General features: G+C 68.3%; 21 protein-coding genes. 11 read left to right on the plus strand and 10 right to left on the minus strand.

Annotated elements, in window-relative coordinates; genetic code table 11:
- Positions 1-439: 439 nt before the first annotated feature.
- The 4 genes from AB0F17_RS60140 to AB0F17_RS60155 form a co-directional block, all read right to left on the minus strand.
- Positions 440-829 (minus strand): VOC family protein, encoded by a 390-nt coding sequence (locus AB0F17_RS60140; protein WP_358044516.1) that lies wholly within the window; start codon positions 827-829, stop codon positions 440-442.
- A gap of 561 nt (positions 830-1,390) precedes the next feature.
- On the minus strand, positions 1,391-4,129 hold the full coding sequence (locus AB0F17_RS60145) for a universal stress protein (protein WP_358044519.1): 2,739 nt from the start codon (positions 4,127-4,129) through the stop codon (positions 1,391-1,393).
- Positions 4,130-4,428: 299 nt separating this feature from the next.
- Positions 4,429-5,034: an STAS domain-containing protein gene (locus tag AB0F17_RS60150; RefSeq protein WP_358044522.1), complete on the minus strand. Its 606-nt coding sequence runs from the start codon at positions 5,032-5,034 to the stop codon at positions 4,429-4,431.
- A gap of 20 nt (positions 5,035-5,054) precedes the next feature.
- Positions 5,055-5,390: a TraR/DksA C4-type zinc finger protein gene (locus tag AB0F17_RS60155; RefSeq protein WP_358044525.1), complete on the minus strand. Its 336-nt coding sequence runs from the start codon at positions 5,388-5,390 to the stop codon at positions 5,055-5,057.
- Between the two features lie 1,085 nt (positions 5,391-6,475).
- Between AB0F17_RS60155 and AB0F17_RS60160 the strand changes: the two genes are divergently transcribed.
- Positions 6,476-7,606: a helix-turn-helix domain-containing protein gene (locus AB0F17_RS60160; protein ID WP_358044528.1), complete on the plus strand. Its 1,131-nt coding sequence runs from the start codon at positions 6,476-6,478 to the stop codon at positions 7,604-7,606.
- Between the two features lie 286 nt (positions 7,607-7,892).
- Here AB0F17_RS60160 and AB0F17_RS60165 read toward each other — a convergent pair whose 3' ends face one another.
- From AB0F17_RS60165 to fdxA, 3 genes are all read right to left on the minus strand, one after another.
- A complete protein-coding gene (locus tag AB0F17_RS60165) occupies positions 7,893-8,258 on the minus strand; it encodes a cupin domain-containing protein (protein WP_358044531.1) in 366 nt (121 codons plus the stop codon).
- Between the two features lie 179 nt (positions 8,259-8,437).
- Positions 8,438-9,442 (minus strand): type I glyceraldehyde-3-phosphate dehydrogenase, encoded by a 1,005-nt coding sequence (gap, locus tag AB0F17_RS60170; RefSeq protein ID WP_358044534.1) that lies wholly within the window; start codon positions 9,440-9,442, stop codon positions 8,438-8,440.
- Positions 9,443-9,547: 105 nt separating this feature from the next.
- On the minus strand, positions 9,548-9,889 hold the full coding sequence (gene fdxA, locus AB0F17_RS60175; protein ID WP_358044537.1) for a ferredoxin: 342 nt from the start codon (positions 9,887-9,889) through the stop codon (positions 9,548-9,550).
- A 77-nt stretch (positions 9,890-9,966) separates the two neighbouring features.
- Here fdxA and AB0F17_RS60180 point away from each other — a divergent pair, with 77 nt between their 5' ends.
- The 6 genes from AB0F17_RS60180 (at position 9,967) to AB0F17_RS60205 (ending at position 18,390) form a co-directional block, all read left to right on the plus strand.
- Positions 9,967-10,713: a helix-turn-helix domain-containing protein gene (locus AB0F17_RS60180; protein ID WP_358044540.1), complete on the plus strand. Its 747-nt coding sequence runs from the start codon at positions 9,967-9,969 to the stop codon at positions 10,711-10,713.
- Complete coding sequence (locus tag AB0F17_RS60185; RefSeq protein WP_358044543.1) at positions 10,710-11,174, plus strand: hypothetical protein; 465 nt, start codon at positions 10,710-10,712, stop codon at positions 11,172-11,174. Before AB0F17_RS60180 ends, AB0F17_RS60185 begins: the two co-directional genes overlap by 4 nt.
- A 285-nt stretch (positions 11,175-11,459) precedes the next feature.
- On the plus strand, positions 11,460-14,213 hold the full coding sequence (gene aceE / locus AB0F17_RS60190) for a pyruvate dehydrogenase (acetyl-transferring), homodimeric type (protein WP_358044545.1): 2,754 nt from the start codon (positions 11,460-11,462) through the stop codon (positions 14,211-14,213).
- Between the two features lie 234 nt (positions 14,214-14,447).
- Positions 14,448-15,302 (plus strand): universal stress protein, encoded by an 855-nt coding sequence (locus AB0F17_RS60195; RefSeq protein WP_358044548.1) that lies wholly within the window; start codon positions 14,448-14,450, stop codon positions 15,300-15,302.
- 122 nt (positions 15,303-15,424) lie between these two features.
- A complete protein-coding gene (locus tag AB0F17_RS60200) occupies positions 15,425-16,024 on the plus strand; it encodes an HAD family hydrolase (RefSeq protein WP_358044551.1) in 600 nt (199 codons plus the stop codon).
- Positions 16,021-18,390: a glycosyl hydrolase family 65 protein gene (locus AB0F17_RS60205; protein ID WP_358044553.1), complete on the plus strand. Its 2,370-nt coding sequence runs from the start codon at positions 16,021-16,023 to the stop codon at positions 18,388-18,390. Before AB0F17_RS60200 ends, AB0F17_RS60205 begins: the two co-directional genes overlap by 4 nt.
- A 124-nt stretch (positions 18,391-18,514) precedes the next feature.
- Here the strand turns inward: AB0F17_RS60205 and AB0F17_RS60210 are convergent, their stop codons facing one another.
- From AB0F17_RS60210 to AB0F17_RS60220, 3 genes are all read right to left on the minus strand, one after another.
- Entirely contained in the window at positions 18,515-19,105 is a 591-nt protein-coding gene (locus tag AB0F17_RS60210) for a class I SAM-dependent methyltransferase (protein WP_358044556.1), read from the minus strand.
- A gap of 139 nt (positions 19,106-19,244) precedes the next feature.
- Positions 19,245-19,430, minus strand: coding sequence for a hypothetical protein (locus tag AB0F17_RS60215; protein ID WP_358044559.1), 186 nt, complete (start codon positions 19,428-19,430; stop codon positions 19,245-19,247).
- Positions 19,431-19,734: 304 nt separating this feature from the next.
- Complete coding sequence (locus AB0F17_RS60220) at positions 19,735-22,452, minus strand: cation-translocating P-type ATPase (protein WP_358044579.1); 2,718 nt, start codon at positions 22,450-22,452, stop codon at positions 19,735-19,737.
- Positions 22,453-22,579: 127 nt separating this feature from the next.
- On the opposite strand from AB0F17_RS60220, the gene AB0F17_RS60225 reads away from it, so the two are divergent.
- The 4 genes from AB0F17_RS60225 (at position 22,580) to istB (ending at position 25,230) form a co-directional block, all read left to right on the plus strand.
- A complete protein-coding gene (locus AB0F17_RS60225; protein ID WP_358044562.1) occupies positions 22,580-23,068 on the plus strand; it encodes a hypothetical protein in 489 nt (162 codons plus the stop codon).
- Positions 23,065-24,009 carry a DDE-type integrase/transposase/recombinase gene (locus AB0F17_RS60230; protein ID WP_358044565.1) on the plus strand — a complete coding sequence of 315 codons (945 nt, stop codon included), beginning with the start codon at positions 23,065-23,067 and terminating at the stop codon, positions 24,007-24,009. Before AB0F17_RS60225 ends, AB0F17_RS60230 begins: the two co-directional genes overlap by 4 nt.
- On the plus strand, positions 24,006-24,296 hold the full coding sequence (locus AB0F17_RS60235) for a hypothetical protein (RefSeq protein WP_358044568.1): 291 nt from the start codon (positions 24,006-24,008) through the stop codon (positions 24,294-24,296). Before AB0F17_RS60230 ends, AB0F17_RS60235 begins: the two co-directional genes overlap by 4 nt.
- Before the next feature lie 151 nt (positions 24,297-24,447).
- The gene (gene istB, locus AB0F17_RS60240) at positions 24,448-25,230 is read left to right on the plus strand and encodes an IS21-like element helper ATPase IstB (RefSeq protein ID WP_358044570.1); all 783 of its coding nucleotides are present in this window, start codon (positions 24,448-24,450) and stop codon (positions 25,228-25,230) included.
- The last annotated feature ends 303 nt before the right edge of the window (positions 25,231-25,533 follow it).

Raw genomic sequence — 25,533 nt, forward strand, 5'->3', positions numbered from 1 at the left:
CGCCGCCCTCTACGTTGTTTGTTCAAGGCCGCACTACCGTTCGCAGACGTACATGGTGGTCTGGCGAACGACGAGGGTCCTTGAGGTCAACAGCCACATGTACGACATGTCCCAGCTCAGCGGCCATACGACCCTGTCCGGTCTATGATTCGTCCAGCAATTCACATCCTCGGCCGCATGGCCCGGATCCTTCATCCGGGCGCCGCCAGCGACTCCGGCCTCCGTGACAGAAACCGCCGAAAAGGCCAGCGTCTGGTTCGGTGAGATGCTCCGGCCGCCACGATCGCCTAAGCGGCCATCTGGCCGGAAACTAGTTGCACGGCCGGTCCCGTGGCGGCTGATGCGATCGTGGCCGACGCCAGTCCGAACACGGCCGGCGGTCGACCGAATCGGTCGACGGCTCGGCGCTCAGCGCGAATACGCTAGGACAGGCATGTCCTCACCACGCATAGATCCGCGTCATGATCTTACGCCGCACCGCCAGGTCCGGGCCAGGATAGGCCACCATCACCGGCACGCCGCTCGGATCACTGCCCTCAACCAGCGTGAAGCCGTCACCCGTCCGCGTGTGGACATGGGCTTTTGCGTCTTTGAGGAACTGCTCACAGCGCCGCAGATCCTGCTCGTCAGCCGCAGTCCAGATCACGTACTGAATGCCGACGGTGCCCAGCGCGCGGGAGGCATCGCTACCCATTGCGCGAAGGTAAACCTGGAGGTTGTCCGCGCTGACCAGCAGGGCCGCAGTGGTACTGCGGACCGTGACCTCCATCCCCAGGAGCTCACGGTAGAAATCCACGCTGACGTCCAGATCGCGGACGAACATCACCACCGATGCCAACTGCACTCGGGGGGCGGCCTCTGGAAGGGAGGCCCGCTGGGCATCTCCCGGCTGGACAGGGCTGCTGTCCGCGGCGGATTCCCAACGGTCAGAGCCGGACGCAGAACCCGGTCGCATGCCGCCCCCGATCTTCCCTCGCAATCGCGAAAGGCTTGCTCTGGACTACGGGTCCCTTCCACGCTACAACGCCCAGCATTCGGGTCACCACGGCGCCGGCGCCGCATCGAGTCCCTCGGCTACGGCATCGCGCACGGCGTTGCGGCCATGCAGCAGCGCCGGTACGTCGACACCGCGGGCTGGGATCGGGTCGGTGCACCTGGGAACCGCGGTGAGTGGGCAGTCGCCGCGCTGCGCCTGCTCGAATGCCAGCTCCAGCGTCCGTTGCGCCGATGGTCAGCGGTCGACGCCGACCATGATCGGAGCGCCCAGGGCGTCGGCGAAGGCCGCGGACGACGGTTCCCATCGCATGGGTGGCGACCTGCTGGCTTACCGAACTGCGCAGGAGGCACACCGGCCAGGGCGGTGGGTCTGACGTCGCCTTCGGGTGGGCCTTCACGGCAGTCGGAGCGTATAGCCGCCGCGATTGTGGGCCAGTCGAGCGATGGCGTGGGTCTGTTCGTCGTCGTTGTCATCGACGCGGTCGAACTGCTCGGCGACCCGGCCGCCCGCGCGGTCGCAGAAGGTGGTGGCGATGTAGCGTTCCTGTCCGGACGCTTGGACGCCCTGGTCGTCGAATAGGGCGCTGGTACGGGAGATGGTGGCGATCTGCGCGTAGATGTCGATCGCGGCGTGGGCAAGGCGTTTCTGCTGGCGCTGCCGGAATTGGATGTCGGGGCCATGGATGCGCAGCAGTTTCTCGGCGGTGGCACGAAGCTGCCCGACCTGGCCGGCGACCCGATCGGCGTGGCGGCCGAGCGTGGGGTGGGCGGTGTCGAGCCGGTCGGGTCGTACCCGGCGCCGCAGACGCTGACCGGCGTAGTCGGCGAGGATGCCGATGCTGCCGATCGGGTCGGTGAGGTTCAGGTGGCGCAGGTCGGCGACCTCGTCGGCGACGGTTTTGAGGCCGGCGAGCGCGACGAAGGCGCGCAGCACATCGTTGGCGCCTTCGAAGATCGAAAAGACGCGGCTGTCGCGCAGCGCCTTGGCCGCCGGCGAGTCGGCCATGTACGCCTGACCGCCGAGGAGTTGAAAAACCCGGTTGACGGCGTACCAGTGAAACTCGCTACCGGCGATCTTGGCCATGGCCGACTCGACAGAGTAGTCCGGCACGCCGGCATCGACGAGACCGGTGGTCAGATAGGCCATCGACTCGAAACCGTACAGGTAGGACACCATCCAGCTGATCTTGTCTTCGACCAGTTCGAACTCGGCCAAGGGCCGGCCGAACTGCTCGCGTCGGGTGGTGTGGTCGATGGCCAGGTCGATGAGGCGTTTGGTGGCGCCGACGACGCCGGTACCCAGCGACATGCGCCCGTTGTTGAGGGTGTGCATGGCGACCCGCAGGCCGTCTCCGGGTTCGCCTAGGACGTTCTCCTTGGGCACCCGTACATCGCGGAACGTGAGCCGGCGCAGGTCGTTGCCGAGCAGCCCCAGGGTGTCGTAGCGGTCCGGGGCGTCGAAGCCCGGCATGCCTTTCTCGACGATGAGAGCCACGTGACCGGTCTCAGCGCGGGCGAAGACACACACGACGTCTTTGCCGCCGTTGCCGATCCACCGTTTCTCACCGTTGAGGACATAGGAGCCGTCTGCCCGCCGCTCGGCGTAGGCGGTGATGCCGCGAATGTCGGAGCCGGCGCCGGGCTCGGTCAACGCGAACCCGGCAAGCTTGCGGCCGGCGGCCAGATCGGGCAGGAATCGGGCCTTTTGCTCGTCGGATCCGAACAGGTGGATCGGTTTCATCCCGATCGACTGGTGCACCCCCATGACCACCGACAGGCTGCCGTCGTAGCCGCCGAATTCCTCCATCACCCGGCAGTAGCCGGTCTGCGACAGGCCCTGCCCGCCGTACTCGGGCGCCACATACAGGCCGAGCAGGCCGCGTTCGCCGAGCCCGCGCACAACGTCGTCGCCCACCCACCGTTCCCGCTCGACCTTGATAGGGTCGTAGTGCGTGTCCAGGAAGTCCCGGGCGTCGCCGATCAGGTTGTCGACGCGGCGCTGCTCGTCACGGGCCAGCCGCGGATACGGCATCACCATCGCGGCCGGCAGCCGGCCCGTGAACAGCGACTTGGCGAATGACGACACCGGCGGTGCGCTCGTGTCCGCTGCCTCGGCGCCGGTCCGCTCTCGCGCTGCGGGTTGCGTGGCGACGGTTGGTCGGGACGCTGCCCGTGCGGTGGGACTGGTGGCTATGTGCGCAGGTTCCGGAGCGTCCGACACGCCCTGCCGAGGTCGGGTCGTGTCGCCGCCATGGGTGGCTTGGGCACGGACGATGGCCACTGTGCCGGTCGCGTGGTGCAACACGCGCTGGCTGGTGGAGCCGAGCAGCAGGCCGGTGAAGCCGCCGCGGCCACGGGATCCTACGACGCTCAGGGCGGCACCCGCGGATTCGGCGACCAGGACATCGGCGGACTCACCCTGCACGGCCTTCTGCTGTACCGGAACATCGGGGTACTTCTCGCGGCATTCGGCCACGGCTTCGGCAAGCAGCCGGGTCGGCCATTGGTACAAGTAATCCGTGTAGTAGCTCCCGATCCGCCACTGGTAGGCATGCACGGCGACAACACCCAGGCGGTGCAGCGCCGCGTACGCGAAGGCGAAGTCGACGGCCAGATCCGACAGGTCCGAGCCATCCACGCCGACCACCACCTGACCGGTAGCCGGACCGGCTTCATCGGGGGCGCCGGATGGGCTGTCACGCACGACGACGACGGGGCAGGCGGCGTGCGCGGCGGTCTGGACGCCGACGGACCCGACGAGCAGTCCGGTGAACCCACCCAGGCCGCGGTGACCGACCACCACCAGGGCAGCCTCGCGGGAGGCGTCGATCAACGCCGCGGCGGGGGCGCACACCGGAAGATCGGTGCTGATGTCCAGGGCGGGGGCGATCTGGCGGGCTCGGTCGGTGGCGGTGCGCAGGAGTTGTTCGGCTTCCTGCTGGAGCCCGGCGTCGGGCGGGCCCATCACCGGCGGTTCCAGTGATACGCCCATCAATGGCCACAGGAACGCGTGCACGATCCGCAGCCGACACTGCCGGGCGGCCGCTTCTCGGGCTGCCCAGTCCACCGCGGACAGGCTCTGTGGAGAGCCATCGACTCCCACGACGATCACAGCAGCCGGGTTGATGGTCATGCTCTCGGTCCCCTTCGGAGTGTGAGCGACGGCGGCTGCCGCAGCTGGGTGATCTGGCGGTCGGCCAGATCAGTCGATGCCGGGTTCAGGAACGAGCGTTGCGGGTCCGGCTGTGGATGGTGATCTCGGCGCCTGCACCTGCGTGAGGAGTTACGTGCCCGGATCGCTGAGCGGCGATGGCTTGGCGATGGTCAAGAGCGGGGCCGCGTTATTCCCGGCCTGCGGCGTGTGCCACGCGCCAAGCACGATCAGCAGCTTTCCGGCTGAGCCGGATGAGGTGGCGCCGTCGCCGGCCAGCCTTATCTGACCGCGCAACAGGTGCAGAGTTCGACAGGCGGTGCCCGCGTCCACCGTGGATGGTTTGCTTGCTGCGGCCGTGCGGCGATCGTCGCACGTGTGGCAGCCGGCCATCGGCGAGCGCCGGCCACTCGAACACGACTCAGCTCCGCGGCTGCAGGTGATGCCAGCTCTGCCCACTGGTCGAGTCGGCGCCGCCCGAGCTGCGGTGATCGTGCCGGCCGACTGGTCGACGGTGCCGGCTGCGGGAGGTGCGTGAGCTCCTCCAAAACACCGGCAAGCTCCAGGACCCGGCGCACGCGCCGCTGCGGATTGACCACCGTGTAGCCGCGTCCACGCCGGATGGCGATGTTATGGCCGGCCACCAGGGCGCCGATTCCCGCACAATCGAGGAACGTCACCGTGGCCAGGTCGACGACGACGTCGACCGGGCCTGGTGCCTGCAGTGTGTCCTCGATGGCGACTCGCAGCGCACCGGCGGTGAGCAGATCGATCTCGCCGACAGGGGTCAGCGTGACGACCCGGTCGCCGACCGAGTATCGGGTCGATGAGAAACGCATCGGTGGCCTCCGTTCAGTGCAGTTGTTGCCGAGTTCGCGCCGGTGCATCCCGGCCAGCTGCCGGCCGGTCAGCCGGTCAGCTTGCGCTGGCACGGCACGCAGAACCGGGCGTGCGGCAGGATTTCCAACCGTTGCGGCGGGATGTCGGTGGCGCAACGTTCGCAGATCCCGTAGCTGCCCTCAGCCATGCGCCGCAACGCCTGCGCGGTGTCGGCCACCACCTGGCGGGAGGAGGCGATCAGCGCTTCGAGGATGTCGTCGTCGAAGCCGCCGCGGTCGGGCTGCCGGCCGCACACGGTAAGGTGTGCGAGCTGGTCGCTGTGCCGCTGGAACTGCTCCTCCAACGTGGTACGCAGCTCCTCGATCGGATCGTGCACAGTCGGATCGTGCACAGTGCTGGTCACGTAACTGGCTCCTTTCTCAAGGTTGGCGATGGCAGGCGCGGTAGATGTCCACGCCGCGGGTCGCAATGGGTGCGCTGGCGCCGGGTGCGGGCCAATGAGATTGGGCAGCCGCGGCGGCGGGATCCCGGCAGGCCGCCATGGCCTGCCTCCTCGCTCGATCCGGCATCACCTTCTACTACCAACCTACGTCGTCATGAGGCGGAAGGCAGGGGGTGCCACCGGCCAACATGCCAGAGGCCTGGTTGCCGACCGTCGGCAATCACAACGTCACCGCGCTCATCTGGCCAACGAGGACCGCACGCCGTCGCCGGACACCTCGTGCCTGCGCCCGTCAATATGATGAAGACACCGGTGATCAGCGATCGTTCCAGCAGGTCGGCCCGGCAGCTGCGTGCCCCGGTAGGCGCTATGGTCAACGCCGTCCGCCGACCGCGACCTGCCCCTCTCTGGTCACGTCGACAGCGGCGACGCTGGTCGCCTCCGTCTATCGTGGTGGGCTGTCGCAGGCGTTTCGTCAGGTCGGTGGCGGCGTGGGCTCGCCGGCCGGCCACTCGCCATGGGATTGATGCCGTGTGCCGCGATCAAGGTTGGAAGACGGCGGCTGCGGGACGGTGCCGGGCATGGACATCGACGACGCCGCGGATGACGAACAGAGGCGACGGCTCCGGCAGCCGGCACGAGTGAGGCTTTCAAAGATGGGCCGTTGTGGGTTTCTCGGACACGTCATTCGTGATGGTTGCGTCCCGCGGTAGCGGGCAGGTGCCAGGCGGATAGGCACGGCCAGGTCTAAACTGCCGACGTCCGGCAAGGACCGGCTGGCGAAGGAGGCGCCCGTCACCATCATCGGACCCGTCGACCACCAGGGCCGGCCTAGCCAGCCGGTGAGGTTTCCCGCCGCTGCGGCCGGGCGCCGTACACGGTGCATCGAAGGCGTCCGTGGTTCGGGAGGCGAGGCGGGTACGGAGGTGGGCATGGCCGACAGCACCCGGGGGCGCGGCGAGCGCTCACCGTCGGAATCTGAGCCGGATGACGCGTGGCTTGTCGGTGTTGCCGAGGGGGCCAGTCGGGATGCTGGGGGTGTGCCGGTGGAGTTGCTCGGTGAGTACCTGCCGCTGCTGGCCGACGCCGCCGTCCACGGACGCCGGCCCAAGGGCGGCGAGCTGGAGGCGGTGGGTCTGCTCGGCCGGCGGGCCGCGGAACAGGGCATCTCCGCCGGGCGGGTGGTTCAGCTGTACCTGTCGGCGGCGCGGCGGCTGTGGCAGGACCTGCCGATGGCGGTGCGCTCCCGCGACCGTGAGGAGGTGCGCGCCGCCACCACCGCGGTGCTGCACGTCGTCGACGTCGCGGTCGCCAGGCTCGCCGAAGGCTACGCGGAGGCGCGCCGCGACCTGGTCCGCCGGGAAGAGACGCTGCGCCGCGAGCTGATCGACGACCTCCTGCGCGGCGACTCCGACCTGGGCGCCTTGGTGGGACGCGCCGAGCCGTTCGGGCTCGACCTCGCCCGCGTCCACCAGGTCGCCCTCGCCGCGCCGAGCCGGCGGCTGCCCGATGCCGACGCGGCGATCAGCGCCCTGGAGGCGGTCGTGTTCGACCGGCTCGGTGACCGGGACGTGCTCGTCGCGACCAAGGACGGTCTCCTCGTCGTGCTGGCACCCGCCGACCCCGCCCTGGCCGGCCGGGTAGCGCCCACCGCCGATCCCGCAGACGATCTCGGGCGGCTCATGCACCGCGAACTCAGCCGCCTACCGCGCGGGCGCCCTTGGCGGGTCGCTGTCGGCCGTGCCTATCCGGGCCTGTACGGCATCGCCCGCTCCTACGAAGAAGCCCGCGAAGCGCTCACCATGGCCGGCCGGTTGCATGTCGACAGCCCGGTCGTCAACGCCCACGACCTGCTCATCTACCGGGTTCTGCTACGCGACCAACCCGCCATCGTCGACCTGGTACACGCCGTGCTCAGCCCACTGCTGCAGGCCCGCGGTGGCGCCCAGCCGCTCCTGACCACCCTGGAGGCCTACTTCGACACCGGAGAAGTGGCCACCGAATCGGCCAAGCGGCTGCACGTGTCGGTGCGCACCGTCACCTACCGGCTGAACCGGGTCAAGACACTGACCGGCTACAACCCGGCCGACCCTGCTCACCGCTTCACCCTGCAAGCGGCGGTGCTCGGCGCCAAGGTCCTCAACTGGCCGGAACAACCCTTGCCCACGTCGGCCTAGCCTGGACAGCGAGCAACCCATACGGCTGGAGTCAGTTGAACGCGACCCGTGCCGCTCAACGAGTCGATCAAGGTCCGCCCCGGACGGGCATCGGCCACCCGGCCGCAGCCGTTTGTCGGCGCGACGACCATGATCATGCATACGCCGTGGTGCCTCCTAGGATGACCGGGACATGACCTGGGCGTGGTGGCCGCGGTTGAGCCGGCCCGCCTCAGCCCGCACGACGCCGCGGCACCGGTGCGAGGGCGTTTCGCCCGGCCTGCCGGGTCGCCGCGACACCATCGGATCAGAGCAGCTTGGCAACGGTCAACAGGACCGCGGAGTCCTCCAACGCCTCGAGACTGTGGCGGGTGTCGGGCACGATGAGCAGGTCTCCGGTGCGCGCCTCCCACGACTGCCTACCGGCGATCATGCGGACACGGCCGTGGAGCACCTGCACCGTGGCCTCGCCGGGGTTCTCGTGCTCGGCGAGGCTCGCGCCTTGGCTCATGCCGATGACCGTCTGACGGAGCACCTTCTCGTGGCCGCCGTAGACGGTGTCGGCGGCATGACCGCCACCGGCCGTGGCTGCCCGGTCGGCTTGTTGGCGGGCCAGAGCTGTGAGCGAGACTTTCTGCATGCCGTCCTTGCCTCCGGGTTCGATTACTGACATGAGGCGTGGGACCGCCTCTGGCGTTTCTTGGGCGTCGCCGCACTGCAACGTGAATCGTCTCTCACCCTGGTGCGGCGCCACTGGGCTGCGGCGTCTCCGGTTACCGGCCGGCTTATCGCCGAGGACCGCGGTTTGCGGGTCCGGAACGAAAGCGCCGCAACCGTCCTTGAAGCAAGGCATCAGGTTGCGGCCACGCCAAGCGTGGTGCGAGCCTCGCGGATCATCTGGTGGGTGAATCCCCATTCGTTGTCGTACCAGGCCATCACCTTGACCAGGGTGGCGTCCACGACCCGGGTCAGGTCGAGGTCGATGACGGCCGCACGGGGGTCGCCGACGATGTCGGCGGAAACCAGCGGATCCTCCGAGACACCGAGAATGCCCTGGTAGCGGCCGGAGGTGGCCTCCTGCCGGTAGGCGTCGTTGACCTCCTCGACGGTGGTGGGCCGGTTGGCGACGAACACGATGTCGGCGATCGACCCCACCGGGATGGGGGCGCGCACCGCGATCCCGTCGAACCTGCCGGCCAGTTCGGGGACGGCACGGGTGGTGGCTCGTGCCGCTCCGGTCGAGGTGGGTACCAGGTTGGCCGCTGCGGCCCGGCCGCGCCGCAAACTCTTGCTCGGGCCGTCGACGAGTTGCTGGCTGGCGGTGTAGGCGTGGATGGTCGTCATCACCGCCCGTTGGACCCCGATGTGCCGGTGGGCGACCTCGATGACCGGGGTGATGCAGTTGGTGGTGCAGCTGGCGCAGGAAATGATCTGCGGTTCACCGTCGGGGTGGTTCACACCGTGGACCACCGTGGGCACGCTCTCCGCGGTTGTCGGCGCGGAAAGGATCACGTACGAGGCGCCGGCCCGAAGGTGCTTTTTCAGGTCGTCCTCGGTCTTGAAGACACCGGTGCATTCCAGCACCAGGTCCACGCCGAAGTCAGCCCACGGCAGGTACGCCGGGTGATGTTCGGCGAACGCCGGGATCCGCCGGTCGTCGATGAGCAGCGCTCCGTCCACGGCGTCGACCTTGCGGTGGTAGCGGCCGTAGACAGTGTCGTATCTGAGCAGGTAGGCCAGGTTGTCGACGTCGGCGATGTCGTTGACCACGACGAGGTCGAGCCCGTCGCCGTCCAGGAGGATCTTCAACGCTGCCCGGCCGATGCGGCCCAGTCCGTTGATGGCCACGCGTGGCATCTCATCCCACCTTCATCTTGAAGTCTCGTCAGCATGCAGGAGCTGCGGCGAAGCGGCGACACTCGCAGCCGATGCCCTACCCGGGTGCGCGCGGTGAAGCCGCCCTCAGGTGTGGCTCGGGTGACCGGTGACCAGCGGGGTATCCACTCCCGCTCGGCCGAGCTTGGCCGCCCCGCCCGGCGAACCCAGCGCCGCGACCGCGCCAGGCAGCGCTTCGGTGAAGAATCTGGCGTTGTCGGCGATGAATTCCGACCAGGCCGTCGGCACGTCGTCCTCGTAAAAGATCGCCTCTACCGGGCAGACCGGCTCGCACGCGCCGCAGTCCACGCACTCATCGGGGTGGATGTACAGCGCCCGAGCCCCCTCATAGATGCAATCGACCGGACACTCCTCGACGCAAGCCCGGTCGACGACATCGATACACGGCTCCGCGATCACATAGGTCATATCGGCCTCCTCCTCGCCGGGCATCGCACCAGCGACCGTTTTTAGACTATCAGCATCATTTTTAATAGAGTGGTGGGGTGGACAACAAGCGAGCGGGCGAGCGAACCCAGACGCACGGCGCACTCGCCGTCGCCAGCCGGCTGCGGCTGCTGGATGTGTTGCGGGCCAGCGATGGCCCGTTGGATGTGCGTGAGCTGGCCGCGGCGTGCGACCTGCACGTCACCACCATCCGCTTCCATCTCGACGTCCTCATCGATGCGGGCCTGGTGCGAAGCCAGGCCGGCCAGTCCGGGACACGAGGACGCCCGCGACGGCTCTACAGCCCGGCCAGCCGCGCCATCGCACCCAGCGGGCACACCGGCTACGAGCTGCTGTCCGCGCTCCTTGTCGCGCAATGGGTCGGCGACCGCGACGAACGCGCGCAACGGGCCGAACAGGCCGGCTGGGCCTGGAGCGGACAACGCGAACTCCTCCCCGCGCCGGCAACCGCCCCGGCGACGCTAGGTGAGGCGGCGGTCCATGTGAACGCCGTGTTCGCCGAGCTCGGCTTCGACCCCGAACTCGGCCACGACGGGGACAGCATGCAGATCCGCCTGCATGCCTGCCCGTTTCGCGCCATCGCCGCGACGCATCCGGAGGTGGTCTGCTCGATCCACCTGGGCATGCTCCGCCGGGCCCTGGCCGACGTCGAGGCCCCACCCACGACGGTTAGTCTGCAGCCCTTCGTCCAGCCTCACCTGTGCCTGGCACAGATCACCCCTGCGGCCGGGCCGGTCCACGGCCAGCAGGCTCCACCACCGCCCGACCTCGGGAGTCAGCCGTGAACACCCATCTTGCCGCCGTGGCGCAGATCGCCGTCCCGTTCCTCTGGCTGGGCATGGTGCTGGCGATCTCGTTCCTGGAAACCCCGCTGAAGTTCCGCGCGCCCGGCATCACCGTGCCGCTCGGGCTGGGCATCGGCCGGTTGGTCTTCCGGGCCCTCAACGTCGTGGAACTCGCCTTGGCCGTCACACTCACCCTGGCGCTGCTCGCGAGCAACGCCAGCAACGCCAGCAAGGTCAACCTCGGTGGCACCGTGACGACGGTGCTGATCGCGCTCTGGACGCTGCTGGTCATCCAGGTGGCGGTTCTGCGGCCCCCTCTGGATCGCCGAGCGCGACACCTCATCCAGGGGCAGAGTCCACCGCGATCGCACCACCACCTGGCCTACATCGCCGCTGAATGCGCCAAGATCGTGCTCCTGCCCGCCCTCGGCATCCTGCTTACTGATCGGCTCCTGCCATGATCGCCTGCCAGGCGACGCCGACAGGTCACCGACCGGCCGGGCCGGTTTGTCGCCCGCACCCGCCGCAGGCTCAGGCCACGGCATCGCGGCCTGGCACCCGGGCCGCGTCAAAGACTGCCCGGCGCCTTTTCGGCGCCGCACGTTCGTCGCACGGGCGCCGGTCCGGCTGCGCTTCGCCGGCTCGCAGCATGAGCGGAGCAGACCAGCCCCCGTCCGGGCCGGTGTTGTGTGCATCAGTGCCGGTGGACGTCGCAAGGCCAACGCTTAAGAGAAAGGGCCGACGTCATGACCTCAGAAATGCAGCGCCAGCCGCTGATCAGCGACGGGCTGCCCAGCCAGCTTCTCGACCTGGACCCCGCCGAAACGCAGGAGTGGCTGGAGTCCTTCGACGCGGTAGTGGACCACGCCGGATCGAATCGGGCCCGGTACCTGATGCTCAGCATGCTGCAGCGCGCCCGGCAACGGCAGGTCGGGGTGCCCAGCCTGCACAGCACCGACTACATCAACACCATCCCGCCGCAATTGGAGCCGCCGTTTCCCGGCGACGAGCAGATCGAACGGCGCATCCGCGCCTACATCCGGTGGAACGCCGCGATCATGGTGCACCGGGCGCAGCGGCCCGGCATCGGGGTAGGCGGGCACATCTCCACCTACGCCTCGGCCGCGTCGCTGTATGAGGTGGGGTTCAACCACTTCTTCCGCGGCCACGGCGCTGAGGGCGGCGGTGACCAGATCTACTTCCAGGGCCACGCCTCGCCGGGCATGTACGCACGGGCCTTCCTGGAGGACCGGCTATCGGCAGATCAGCTCGACGGATTCCGGCAGGAACTCTCCCACCCAGGCGGCGGCCTGCCGTCCTACCCCCACCCCCGGCTGATGCCGGACTTTTGGGAATTCCCCACCGTCTCGATGGGCCTGGGCGCCATCAACGCGATCTACCAAGCCAGGTTCAACCGCTACCTGCACCACCGCGGAATCAAGGACACCAGCCGGCAGCGGGTGTGGGCGTTTCTCGGCGACGGTGAGATGGACGAGGTCGAGGCGCTCGGCGCGATCGGCGTGGCCGCCCGCGAGGAGCTCGACAACCTCACGTTCGTCATCAACTGCAACCTGCAGCGCCTGGACGGCCCGGTACGCGGCAACGGCAAGATCATCCAGGAGCTGGAGGCCTTCTTCCGCGGCGCCGGCTGGAACGTCATCAAGGTGATCTGGGGCCGCGAGTGGGACCCGCTGCTGGCGGCCGACGTCGACGGCGCGTTGGTCAACCTGATGAACGTCACGCCGGACGGGGACTACCAGACCTACAAGGCCGAGTCCGGGGCGTTCGTCCGGGAGCACTTCTTCGGCCGAGACCCGCGCACGGCTGCCATGGTCGCGCACCTGTCCGATGAGGAGATCTGGGGACTCAAGCGCGGCGGACACGACTACCGCAAGCTGTACGCGGCCTACAAGGCGGCAGTGGAGCACACCGGTCAGCCGACCGTGATCCTTGCCAAGACCATCAAAGGCTGGACTCTCGGCTCGCACTTCGAGGGCCGCAACGCCACCCACCAGATGAAGAAACTCACCCTCGACGACCTCAGGTCCTTTCGCGACAGGCTCTACCTCGACATCCCCGACTCGGCCCTTGACGAGAAACTGCCGCCCTACCACCGGCCGCGCGAGAACGCGCCGGAACTGGAGTATCTGCGAGAGCGGCGCCGTGCGCTGGGCGGCTATCTACCCGCCCGTACCCCATCCCGCCGACCCCTGCTGACCCTGCCGGACGCCACGGCGTACGCGGTCGCCGGACGCGGCTCGGGCCGGCAGGAAGTCGCCACCACGATGGCGTTCGTCCGTCTGCTCAAGGACCTGATGAAAGACCCCGGCATCGGCCACCGGTTCGTGCCGATCATCCCGGACGAGGCCCGCACCTTCGGCATGGACGCGCTCTTCCCGACCGCGAAGATCTACTCCCCGCACGGGCACACCTACCTCGCCGTGGACCGGGAACTGATGCTCAGCTACCAGGAGGACACCAAGGGTGTCCTCCTGCACGAGGGCATCACCGAAGCCGGCTCTACGGCGTCGTGGACCGCGGCCGGCACCTCCTACGCCACCCACGGCGAAGCGATGATCCCGATCTACATCTTCTACTCCATGTTCGGCTTCCAACGCACCGGCGACGGCCTGTGGGCGGCCGCCGACCAGATGACCCGTGGCTTCCTGCTCGGCGCCACCGCCGGCCGGACCACCCTGAACGGCGAGGGCCTGCAACACGAGGACGGCCACTCGCTGCTGCTGGCCTCCACCAACCCCGCGTGCCTCGCCTACGACGCCGCCTTCGCCTTCGAACTCGGCCACATCGTCCGCGACGGCCTGCGCCGGATGTACGGCGAACCCCGCGACGGTGAGGACCAGAACGTCTTCTACTACCTCACCCTCTACAACGAACCCATAGCCCAGCCGGCCCAGCCGGCCGACGTCGACATCGACGGCATCCTCGCTGGAATGCACCGCTACCGCCCAGCTGAGAAGACCGACGGGCCGCGAGCGCAGATCCTGGCCTCCGGCATCGCCGTGCAATGGGCGTTGCAGGCCCAACGCCTGCTGCGCGACGACTGGGGCGTCGGCGCCGACGTCTGGTCAGTGACCTCATGGACCGAACTGCGCCGCGAAGCCCTCGCCGCCGACGCCTGGAACCTCGCCCACCCCGGCCGACCGCGCAAAATCCCTTATGTCACCAGCCGCCTGGCCACCGAACCGGGCCCGGTCACGGCCGTGTCCGACTGGATGCGGGCGGTGCCCGACCAGATCGCACCGTTCGTCCCCGCCCCCTGGTCCTCCCTGGGCACCGACGGCTTCGGACACTCCGACACCCGCGGGGCGCTGCGCCGCCACTTCCACATCGACGCACCCTCCATCGTGCTGCGAGTGCTCACCCAACTGGCCGAGCGTGGAGAGCTTGACGGCTCCGCGCCCGACAAAGCCGTCGAGCTGTACCGGCTGAACGAGGTCACCGCCGCCGCCCCCGGCAACACCGAAGGCTCCGCCGAGTAAGACCCGGAGACGGTCGTTCACCGCTGATGGGGCGCGTGGGGCAATGGGAGCGCGCGGGCTGCTACTGGGCTCACGTCGGCCAGACAATGGATGCCGGCCGCGATAGCGGTCTCGACAGCTGCCCGCACCATCTGTGCAGGTAGGGGCCCATGGCCACCTCCATCCGGCAGGGTGCATGGAGCGATGTTGGGGAAGGCTGGAAGTGGAAGGGATCCGACTTCGTGAAGGAGATTGATGGCCAGACCGATCGTGGCCGGCACGGATGGGTCCGCATCAGCCATAGCGGCAGTGGAATGGGCCGCCGCCGATGCCCGGCGCCGGAAGCTGGCCCTGCGTGTCGTGCACGTATGCGAGCAGTTGCTGTTCAGCATGGGAAAGACGCAGTACTGCGCCGGGGCACTGGAAGCCGCCGCCGACAAAGCGCGCGCCTTGGCGCCGGACATGGAGGTGAGCACCGAACTGCTGTCAGGAAACGTGATCGAATCACTAGTCGCCGAGGCAGCGGCGGCTGACAGCATCGTGCTGGGCAGCAGGGGTCTCGGCGGGTTCGCCGGAATGGTGCTCGGCTCGGTCGGCCTGGGTATGGCAGGCCACGCCGCCGGGCCCGTCGTTGTCGTGCGTGGGCCCTCCGTCGTCCAGCACGGCCAGGTCGTGGTCGGCTATGACGGCTCCGGGCACTCTCGGGCGGCCATGGAGTACGCCATCGAACAGGCTCGTGCCCGCGAGGCGCGACTGCATGTCGTCTACGCCTGGAACATGCCCGTCCTCACCTCCTACACCGTCGGCTACGGCAGCCTGCTTGAGGAGACCTTCGAGCAAGAAGTCCGGGCGGCCCGCGAGCGCGTGCTCTCCTGGCGCGACGAGAACCGCGACATCGAGATCACCGACGAGCAGGTGTGCGAGCATCCCGTGTCCGCTCTAGCAAAGGCCTCGGCCTCGGCCGACCTGCTCGTGGTGGGCTCGCGCGGACTGGGCGGGTTCGCCTCCGCAGTGCTTGGCTCGGTCAGTCACGGCGTGCTATACCACGCCGCATGTCCGGTCGCAGTGGTACGGCCGCGCGAGGAGCGGCCAGGACCAGCGGATCGCTGATGGCCGGACAGATGATGAGCCGCCTCCTGGTGCCCGTCAAGCCAGCGAGATGGCTGGCCGGGGCGATGCCGCTCTGGGGCTGTCTGATGGCGGGCACGTGCTCAGCAGAGGGGGAGCGTGTCGTGGCCTTCGATCCCGTGCAGGACTATCACGACTATGTGGACGGCAAGCCCCGCGCCGATGGCACACGGTCTTTTCTGGCCTCCCGAGGCATCACCTTGCCGGAAGGCGATCTGAGCGATCCACCCAGCGCCCCGACGGTGCAGGGGCTGGGCAACCACAAGAAGAACGAGATCATGTTGTGCCGGATTCGACAGGGGAGGCTGCAGGCCTACGCCAGATCGCGCCGCTCCGTCGAGGCTGATCGGGCTCTAGGGTTGCGCCGGGGGGTGGTCTCCTCCAGTACGAATTGCCGGGACGCCCCCATTGCCGCCGAAATCAAGCACTTGTTCGAACAGCGCGCCGACGAGCTCGCTGCGGAACGGGATCATCTCGCGGGCAAGCCCGCACCGGCTCGGCTTCTGGCCACCGCGCGTGCCTTGGGGGTCAGCCCGGCAGAGTCCGCATTGTTCGAGGAAGCCCTCGCGGGAGTCGCAGTCAAGCGGAATGGCGGGTTCGGGTTCGTGGTCGGAGTCCACCGGGCCGGGCAGGCCGACCAGCTCACCGCGCACGGCGCCGATGTGGTGGTGGCCGGCTTCGCCGAACTGCTGGACCGTCCGTGATCAATCACTCGGCCTTCCCCTGCGAGCCGTGGTCCCTGCGGGCCACCGAGTTGGACCTGACCGTGCTCGCGCAGACCGAATCGCTCTTCGCGCTGTCGAACGGCCACATCGGCTGGCGAGGCAACCTTGATGAGGGGGAACCACACGGCCTGCCCGGCTCCTACCTCAACGGCGTCTACGAACTGCGGCCGCTGCCGTACGCAGAACCGGGCTACGGGTATCCGGAGTCGGGGCAGACGGTGATCAATGTGACCAATGGCAAGCTGATCCGCCTCCTGGTCGACGACGAACCGTTCGATGTCCGCTACGGTGAGCTGCGCTCGCATGAGCAGGTGCTTGATTTCCGCGCTGGAGCGCTACGTCGCCGCGCCGACTGGGTTTCGCCGTCCGGGTGCGCGGTGCGGGTCTCCTCGACTCGGCTGGTGTCCCTTACGCAGCGCTCGATCGCGGCCATCTGCTACGACGTGGAGCCGTTGGAAGGGCCGGTGCGGCTGGTGGTGCAGTCCGAACTCGTGGCGAACGAGCCGCTGCCCGCGCCCGGCGGTGACCCTCGGGTCACCGCGGTCTTGCAGGCTCCGCTGGTGGGCAGGGAGCACTCGGCAAAGGACGCCCGCGCTGGGCTGGTTCATTCGACCCGGCACAGCGGCCTGTGCATCGCCTCGGCCATGGACCATCTGATCGACGGGCCGCCCGATACCCAGGTTCACGCCGAAAGTTCCGACCATCTTGGCCGGGTGACGGTGACAGCGTCGCTTGAGAAGGGGGATCACCTGCGGTTGGTCAAGTTCGTCGCCTACGGCTGGTCGGGCTCCCGCTCGCTACTCGCCGTACGCGATCAATGTGACGCGGCGCTGGCGGGGGCCGTGGCGACCGGCTGGAATGGCCTGCTCACCGAACAGCGCACCTACCTTGATGCGTTCTGGGCCCGCGCCGACGTGCAAATCGACGGTGACAGCGAGATCCAGCAGGCGGCGCGCTTCTCCCTGCTACATGTGCTGCAGGCTGGGGCACGCGCCGAAGGCAGGGCGATCCCTGCTAAAGGTCTGACCGGCCCCGGTTATGACGGGCACTGCTTCTGGGACACCGAATCCTTCGTGCTTCCCGTACTCACCCACGTCCTCCCGGACGCCGCCGCACACGCCCTGCGCTGGCGGCACTCTACGCTGCCGATGGCCACCAGACGCGCCCGGCAACTCGGACTGCGCGGAGCAGCGTTCCCGTGGCGGACCATCCACGGCGAAGAGTGCTCCAGCTACTGGCCGGCGGGCACGGCCGCCTTCCACATCAACGCGGACATCGCCGATGCGGTCGTCCACTACGTCGACACCACCGCAGACGACGCCTTCGAACGCACCGCTGGCCTGGAACTGCTGACCCAGACCGCACGATTGTGGCGTTCCCTGGGCCACCACGACGCTCGGGGCCGCTTCCACCTCGACGGGGTCACCGGCCCCGACGAGTACAGCGCCCTCGGCGATGACAACGTCTACACCAACCTGATGGCCCAGCAGAACCTACGCGCCGCCGCCGACGCCGCCCGCCGATACCCGGACCGCGCCCATGAGCTGAGCATCAGCCAGGAGGAGACAGCCGACTGGTGGGATGCGGCCGAGGCGATGTACATCCCCTACGACGAGGAACTCGGCGTCCACCCGCAAGCCGAGAACTTCACCGGACATCAGGCCTGGGACTTCGCCGCCACCACGCCCGAGCAGTACCCCCTGCTGCTACATTTCCCCTACTTCGACCTGTACCGCAAGCAAGTGGTCAAGCAGGCCGACCTCGTGCTGGCCCTCTACCGGCGCGGCGACGCCTTCACCGCCGAGGACAAAGCCCGCGACTTCGCCTACTACGAACGGCTCACCGTCAGAGACTCCTCACTGTCGGCCTGCACCCAAGCGGTGATCGCCGCCGAAGTCGGGCACCTGCGACTGGCCTACGACTACCTCGCCGAGGTCGCCCTCATGGACCTCGCCGACCTGGAACACAACACCCGCGACGGCTTGCACATCGCCGCCCTGGCCGGCACCTGGACCGCTCTGGTCGCCGGCCTGGCCGGGATGCGTCACCGGGACGGTCGCCTGGCCTTCGCACCGCGGCTCCCCGACGGGCTGACTCGGCTGGCCTTCAGCCTCGCCCCACGCCGACGTCGGCTGAGCGTGATCATCGAACCGGACACCGCCACCTACACACTGTCCGACGGTGGACCGATATCGATCCTTCACCATGGAAGCCCGATCACGATCGTGCCTGGCGACCCAGTAGCATGCCCGATTCCCGCTCTGTCTGCCAGCCCGCCGGAGCCCGCTCAACCGTACGGACGTGAACCGGTCCGGCGACGTCCTAGAGCTGATGACGATGGGTGATGTACTGCTGCGGTTGTCTGAACTAGCCGGGATCTTGCCGATCAGTCTGGCCTTAGATTCCGGAGGCTAAGGTCGGATCGCCCAGGGGCGCAATTCCCCCGGGCGACCCGACCTGAGAACCATGTCAGGAACGGCCCGCCACCAGTAGGCGGCACGGCAACAGGGTGCCGCAGCCGGGAACAGGTCGGTCTTCGATCACGTGCATGCCCGTCGTCTGGTCCAGAAGATGCCAGCCGCTCGTCTCACAGCGCCGCCACCAGCGACGCCGAGGCGCCGGTGGATGTATGTCGGCGTAGACGAACACCCCTCCCGTGGCCAGGACACGGGCGATCTCCTCCAGACCGGTGCGGACATCGTGCCAGTGTCGGCAGGTCAGGGTCGCGGTGATGATATCGAGGCTGGCGCCGGGAAACGGCAACTGCTCGGCACGGGCCCGCCCCAGCGCGGGACTGCCTTGGAGCTGGGTGGTGCGGTAGGCGACGGTGAGCATGGCGTGGGCGGCATCCAACCCGATCAGGTGCGTCGTGGGGAAGCGGTCGGCCGCCCTGCGGAGCAGGCGGCCTGTGCCGCAGCCGAGGTCGAGTAGGTGGCGGGGGTGGGGCAGGTGATGATGGGCGGTCAGGACTGCGGTATGCACGGGATCGGCCAGGGCGGCGATCAAGCTCTTGTCGTAGGTGGCCGCCCACCGCTCGAACCGGTGCGCCGAAGCTGCCATGACCCATGGTCGGCTGGGGCAGGTCGCAAACGCAGGCTCGGTTGGGTATCGGTTCGGGTGCACCGCGCGATCGTTCAGCGGTGGTACCGGACGGGTGGCCGCTGGTGCCCTACCTCCAACCCGGTCCTTTAGGGCCGGGTCACGTTGACGTGCGTTTGGCGATCGCGGTGATCCACGGTTGGACCAGGCGGGCGGCCAGCGGCCTGAACGCGGCCAGAATCAGCACGTAGGCGGCGGCCAGGGGGCCGAGGTCGGGGTGGGCGCCGGCGGCCGGTGCGGTGGGAGACGATCCCGATGCGCCGCCCGGATCGCGTGGTGAACTCATGCCGCAACCCGATGCCCGGCAACGCCGTCTGCTCGATCTCCACCATCAGCCCTATCTACTCCCTGTCAGGCATGCCGCCTGTACCGTCCCCATTCGGGCTTTGCCCGCCGATCGCGGCCCGCCTGCCCCGGCGTCGTACGCCCCAGGCCCGACGCCATCGCCGGCAACACCGCACCTTCCGAGAACAACGTATTGCCCAGGAGTGACTGCCGAGAATCCCGGCCCCGGCGGATCACAGCCCCGCAAACCCCTTAGATCCCAGTGCTGATGGCGAACAACCCGTGCCCCCGGCGACGCGTCTTCCTCACGCGAGGCGATGGCGGGCGCGCAGCAGGGCTTTGACGAGTTCGCCGACCCACAGAATCGTCGACCCGACCGCCAGACAGGCCAGCCACTGCTGGGCGGTGAGGTCGGTGGTGGTGAAGAAGCCGTGCAGGCCGTCGGACTCGACGATGAGCAGCAGCAGGATGACGACCGCAAGCGTTGCGATCAAGGGGTTGGCATGGTGCAGGGTTTCGCGACTGAACAGGGTGCGGGTGGGGTGTCGTACGTTCAGGAGGTTGAATGCCTGGAAGAACACGAAGGTGGCCAGAGCCATCGTGCCCGCTACGCTGGCGTGCCCCGGTCGCGGCTCCGGCCCGGGGGCCAAGGCCAGGACTGCGACGGTGCCCGCAGCCATGACTGCGCTGGCCAGCAGGATCCGGATCAGGCGCTGCCGGGTGAGGATGGGTTCGCGGGCCGGGCGCGGCGGGCGGTTCATGGCGTCCGGGCTGGCCGGGTCGACGCCGAGTGACATCGCCGGCGGCCCGTCCATGACCAAGTTGACGAAGAGGATCTGCAATGCGGTGAACGGGGCTCCGCCGGCGATGCCGGTCAGCGAGGTGACCAGGAACGTCAGGACGAAGCCCAAGGCGGTCGAGACCTGGAAGCGGGCGAACTTCACGATGTTGTCGTAGATGCCGCGGCCTTCTCGGACGGCGTTGACGATCGTGGCGAAGTTGTCGTCGGTGAGCACCATCGTCGCCGCCTCCTTGGTCACCTCCGTTCCGGTGAGTCCCATGGCGATGCCGATGTCGGCCTTGCGGAGTGCCGGCGCATCGTTGACCCCGTCTCCGGTCATCGCGACCACGTTTCCGCTCGCCTGCAGGGCCCGCACGATCCGGATCTTGTGCTCCGGTGACACCCGTGCGACGACACCGACGTCATCCAGACAGCGGGCCAGTTCGGCGTCGTCCTCGATCCGGTCGAGGTCCGTGCCGTTGACGGACTGACCCGGGATGCCGAGGTCGCGGGCGATGGCCGCGGCCGTCACCGCATGGTCACCGGTGATCATATGGACCCGGATCCCCGCGTCGTGGCATTGGCTTATCGCCTGCCGTGCCTGCGGCCGGGGCGGGTCAACGATGCCGATCAGGGCTATGAGCACGATCCGGTCGAGCAGCCTTTTGGGGTCATCACCGGCCTCGAAGCCCTCGGCGGCGAAGTCCTGTCCTGCCACGGCCAGCACCCGCCTGCCCTGTTCGGCCAGGGTTGCGCTCGCCTGGTCATAGCGTTGTCTGACCGCGTGGTCGAATTCAGCGATCACATCCGGGCCCAGATAGTGCGTGGCCCGCGCCGCCAGAACGTCCGGCGCGCCTTTGATGAAGCAGCGCACGATCGGGCGATCACCATCGCCCGCCCAGCGGTGAAAGGTCGCCATGAACTTGTAGTCGGAGTCGAACGGGATCTCAACCAGGCGCGGGCGCTCTTCGCGCAGGCCCGCGACATCGATGCCGCCCTTTTCCGTGAGCACTACCAGGGCCGCCTCGGTAGGGTCGCCGACCACCTCCCCGTCGCGGAGAACGGCGTCGGTGCACAGAGCCATCGCGATCAACGCCTGATCCAAGGTCGGCGGCGGCGGCTCACCGTCGGTGGAGCGGATCCGCCCTTCGATGGAGTATCCATGGCCGGACACGGTGAAACGCCGCGCGGCCAGCACCAGTTCCCGCGCCGTCATCTGGTTCAGCGTCAGCGTGCCGGTCTTGTCGGTGCAGATCCGGGAGGTGCTGCCGAGGGTCTCCACCGATGCCAGCCGCTTGACGATGGCGCCTCGCCTGGCGAGCCGGCCCGTCCCCATCGCCAGGGTGAACGCGACCACCGCCGGCAGCCCCTCCGGTATGGCCGCTACAGCCAGCGAGACGGCGGTGACGAACAGCACCCCGAACTCCTGCCCGCGCACCAGACCCAGCGCGGCCACGATCACGACCACGACCCCGGAGATGAGCGCCAGGGTCCGGCTCAGAGCGTCGATCTGACGTTGAAGCGGGGTCGGTTCGGTTTTGGCTTCGGTGAGCATGTCAGCGATTCGGCCGGTCTCGGTCGCCATGCCGGTGGCGGTGACCAGCATCTCCCCCCGACCCCGGGTGACCGCGGTGTTCATGAACACAGCCGTCACCCGATCGGCCAGCGGCGCCTGCTCCTCGACTCGGGCAGTAGCGGACTTGGCAGCCGCCTGCGCCTCGCCGGTCAAAACGGCCTCCTGCACTTCCAAGGAGGCCGAGGACAGCAGCCGCCCGTCCGCCGGCACCCAGTCGCCGGCCTCCACCACCACCACGTCACCGGGAACCAGCCATGTGGCGTCCAGGCGCGCAATCCGGCCGTCCCGCCGCACCGTCGCGGTGGTGACGCTCATCTTCCGCAACGCCTCCAGCGAGGCCGCGGCGCGGGATTCCTGGACGAAGCCGATGGTCGCGTTCAGCAGCACCACCACAACGATTGCGACAGGGGTCTCCCAATCACGCACCACCACGACGCTGACCGCGGCGGCGATCAGCAGGATCACGATCATCAGGTCCTGAAACTGCCGCAGGAACGCCCGCCACCGAGGTTCCCGCACCGCCTCCTGAAGCTGGTTGGGGCCGTGACGCTCCAGCCGTCTGACCACCTCCTGCGCCGACAGACCCGCAGCCGGGTCCACGTCAAGCAAGCGGACGACGTCCGCAGGAGCGACAGCATGCCACGGTGTCGGCGTACGACCTCGGATGACGGTGTTGGTACGACCTCACGTGTAGGTGGGGCTCCGGCGAGTTGAGCTGTTTCTCGCCACGAAGTTGATCATCCTTCGGATTGTCGGCCGGCCAAGCAGACAAACCCGAAGGATGACAACCTTCATGATCCTGGATCAGGAGTCCTGGATGGACCTACGACGCTTCCGCGCCCTGCATGAGGCGGGCGCCACCTATAAAGAGATCGCTGAGGCGTGCGGTGTGGATTGGCGCACCGTCAAAAAGTACCTGCGCAGCGACGCCCCTGCCACACCGCCGCGGGCGCCGTCGCGTAAGGGCAGCCAGCCGCAGGTCATCGACCCCTACGTGGGGGTGGTGGACGCGATGCTGCGCGCCGACCTGACCATCCGGGCGGCCACCATCCATGAGCGGCTGGTCGCCGAGTACGGCTTCACCCACAGCTACCAGCGGGTCAAAATGTATGTCGCCCAGGCCCGGCCGCGGATCGGCGCGGAGTCCGGCACCGACGTGCAGGCGGAGCGGATGCGGGGGTTGCACCGCCGCTTCGAGGTCACCCCCGGGGCGCAGGCCCAGGTGGACTGGGGCGAGGAAGGAGGCCTGCTGGAGCGCGGAAGGTCTATTCCTTCCACATGACGTTGTCGTACTCGCGTGACCCGTTCTGCCTGTTCACCACCGCTACCGACCTGGTCACCTTCTTCGACGCCCATCGGCGGGCGTTCGCCCACTTCGGCGGGGTGCCGGGCGCGATCGTCTACGACCGGACCAAGACGGTGGTCAAACGTCATGTCGCCCCGGGCCAGGCGGTGCCGCTGCATCCCGAAGCCGCCGCGTTCGCCGCACATTACGGGTTCACCATCGACCCGCTGGCCGCCTACCGGCCCACCGGCAAGGGCCGGGTGGAGCGCCAAGTCGACATCGTGCGCCGGCATGTCCTGGCAGGCCGCTGCTTCGACAGCCTGCAGGAGATCAATGCGGCGTTCGCCACCTGGCTGCCGATCCGCCGCGCCCAGATCCACCGCACCCACGGCCAGATCATCGCCACTCGAGCCCACGCCGACCGAGCGGCGCTGGTCCCGCTGCCCGACCTGCCCTACGTGGTCGCCGACCACCACCTGCGCCGGGTGGGCAAGGACTGCCTGGTCTCCTTCGAAGCCAGCCTCTACTCGGTGCCCGCCCGCAACGTCGCCGCCGGACAACGCGTGCAGATCCGCGCCTGCGCCGACACCATCGCCATCCACGCCCTGCAAGCCGACGGCGGCCAGATCCTGGCCATCCACGCCCGCGCGCCACGCCGAGGCTCATGGATGGTCGATGCCGCCCACTGGGACGGCCTGCCCGACGGACACACCCGCGCCACCGTCATCGACCACCCCACCCACCCAGGCACCCGCTCCGGCAGCGCATCCGGCGGCGCATCCGGCGGCGCGTCCGGGGTCGTTGTCGATGAGCCGAACCCGCTGACCGCGCTGCTGGCGGGTAACCCCGCCGCGGCCACCACCGTGGCCCATCGCCCGCTGGGCGACTACGACCGGGCGGCGTTCCTGACCGCGTGGGACCAGGACGGCCCCCGATGAACACCCACCCCACACCCCGCAACCCGGCCCAGGGCGCGCCCTACCAGCGCCGTGACGGAACGCTGCTGAACGCCACCGACCTGGCCGAGTGCCTGCCCATCCACCCGACAGAGCTGCACGACCTGGCCTGGCTGACCAGCCTGATGGAGGACTGGCTCCTGCACTGCGGCGACAACGTCCTGGCCGACCTGGCCGCCTTCCACCGCAGCTGCGACACCGCCTACATCATCGACGAACTCGGCACCCAAGCACTCAAACTCCACCGGCTGCTGAAGCCCAACACCTGACCACCACCGATCACCTCCGGGTGGCTCCGGACCATCCATTCACCGCATGTCCCTACCCCGCCTTGGCCGTCGACACGGTGATACCGGACCGGAGCCACCCACCCCACCACCCACCAGCACCAGCACCAGCACCAGCACCAAGGAGACGATCGTGAGCGAACTGATCACCACCCGCATCCGCGACACCGCCACCAAACTCGGCCTCGCCCACCTCGCCGAGGCCGTCCCCGACCTCATCAAACGCGCCGAAGACGCCCAAATGGGCTACCTGGACTTCCTCGACCTGGCCCTCGGCGAAGAAGCCGGCGTCAAAGACGGGCGCCGCTTCCGCAACGCCCTGAAACTGTCCGGACTACCCCACCACAAGACCCTCGACGACTTCGACTTCACCTTCCAACCCGACCTGGACGTCCGCAAAATCCGCGACCTGGCCACCCTCGGCTTCGTCGAAGCCCGCTCCAACATCGCCCTGCTCGGCCCACCCGGCGTCGGCAAAAGCCACCTGGCCGTCGCGCTGGCCGTCGCCGCCTGCCAAACCGGCTACAGCGTCTACTTCACCAGCCTGGACGACGTCGTCGGCAAACTCCGCCTCGCCGATGTCCAAGGCAAACTCGCCTGGCAGATCCGCTCCTATCTGCGCCCGGCCCTCCTGATCATCGATGAGGTCGGCTACCTATCCCTCGACCGCACCGACGCCAACCTCGTCTTCCAACTGATCGCCCGCCGCTACGAGAAAGGCTCCATCATCTTGACCAGCAACAAAGCCTTCAGCGAATGGGGACACGTCTTCACTGACGAAGTCCTGGCCACCGCCATCCTCGACCGCTTCCTCCACCACTGCGACGTGATCACCATCAACGGCCCCAGCTGGCGGCTCAAAGACCGACTCACCAACCCCGATCCACAACCATCGACACCATCCGTGACAGACTGATCACGCTGGAACCCACCGACACGTGAGGTCGTACGCCAAACGACATCCGAGGTCGTACGCGGACACACGGCGGTGCATCACGTTCGGTCATACGCTCATCATCCACATTCGGCCGCCGAAGGCTGCACACCCGTGCACCGCAATATCAATGATCCTCAGCGATTCGTCCGTTGCCGAGCGAAGGTCCTCGCCTGATCCAGGCGGGCCGGGGGGTATCTCTACAGGTGTGTAAGGAGTGATCTTCTGGGAAACAAGTGACCTGTGGGGACACCCACTTCTTCGGGGGGAGAAGCACCATCGTGT

It is taken from the genome of Nonomuraea sp. NPDC026600 (assembly GCF_040638335.1).
Lineage (GTDB): Bacteria > Actinomycetota > Actinomycetes > Streptosporangiales > Streptosporangiaceae > Nonomuraea.